Source organism: Mesorhizobium sp. M7A.F.Ca.ET.027.03.2.1 (assembly GCF_003999175.1).
In the GTDB taxonomy this organism is placed as follows: Bacteria; Pseudomonadota; Alphaproteobacteria; order Rhizobiales; family Rhizobiaceae; genus Mesorhizobium.
Map to the genome: position 1 here is coordinate 1 of NZ_RZOM01001545.1, position 973 is coordinate 973.

The window sequence follows — 973 nt, forward strand, 5'->3', positions numbered from 1 at the left end:
GGTTAATCGCGGGTCCGCTGCTTCCAGCGCGGTGCGATCGCCGAGCCATCGATGAACTCAAAGCCGCCAGCCTCGTTGAGCGTGTGAAGTTTACGCCCGCTCCATAGCGCACCTGGATTTAAGATGGTTTCAACGACCTGCTCCATGCCGATCAAATCAAGGTGAGAAATGCGTGCGATGCCAAGCGCCGCGCCATAGCTCCTGCGGCAGTCCTGCACCGGGCGCAGCAGGTCGTTGCCGCGCCTGACGATGCGGCCGGCCGGCCGCGCCGAGGCGATGTCGATCAGCACGGGATTTTTGGGATGCGGCGTCCAGGGGCCGCGAAAATTCGGCGCCGACCATAGGTGCAGCGCGTCGGAGAAGGCGCCGCCACCGTCGCGGACGGTGGCGAACAGCCACCAGGCGCCGCCATGCTCGACAAGCGTGGCGTCGCTGGCCACGACACCGGACAGAAGCGTCGCCTCCTTGACCCATCCACCGGGGAAGGCGGTGGCCCGGTAGAGATCGACGGTGCCGTTGGCGCAGCTTTCCGGCACCATCCAGACCTCGCCGTCGCGCTCGAAGACGAAGGGGTAGGAGAGATGGTAGGGCAGATCCAGCACCGGTTCAGGTCGTCCGAGCGGGCCTGCCGGCCCGAAGGGCACGGCGGAGATGATGGCTTTGCCGAGCCGGTGGATATAGTCCTCGATGAACAGGGTCAGCTGGCCCTGGTAGAGGATGGGAAACGGATCGGCGTAGAAGCGGCTGCCATCGTCCGGCAGCTCTTGCCAACCCGACGCCGGATGGGCACGCAGGTCGAACAGATCGGAGCCCCCGGTTTGCCGCCAGCCGACCTTCCAATGCGGCGCGTTGTAGCAAAGGTGATAGATCTTCTGGACGATCCGCCGCGCCAGCGCCTTGCCGGCTCTGACCCCAAGCTTGCCGGCCGAGGGCATTGGCGGCGGGCTGCCTGCCTGCGCCGGCTCTGGCAGAT

Annotated in this window: 1 pseudogene; it reads right to left on the reverse strand. The window is 66.1% G+C overall.

From position 1 onward, the window contains the following. Positions 1 to 2 precede the first annotated feature (2 nt). Positions 3 to 973: pseudogene (locus tag EN750_RS36320) on the reverse strand (formyl transferase); the annotation flags it as partial.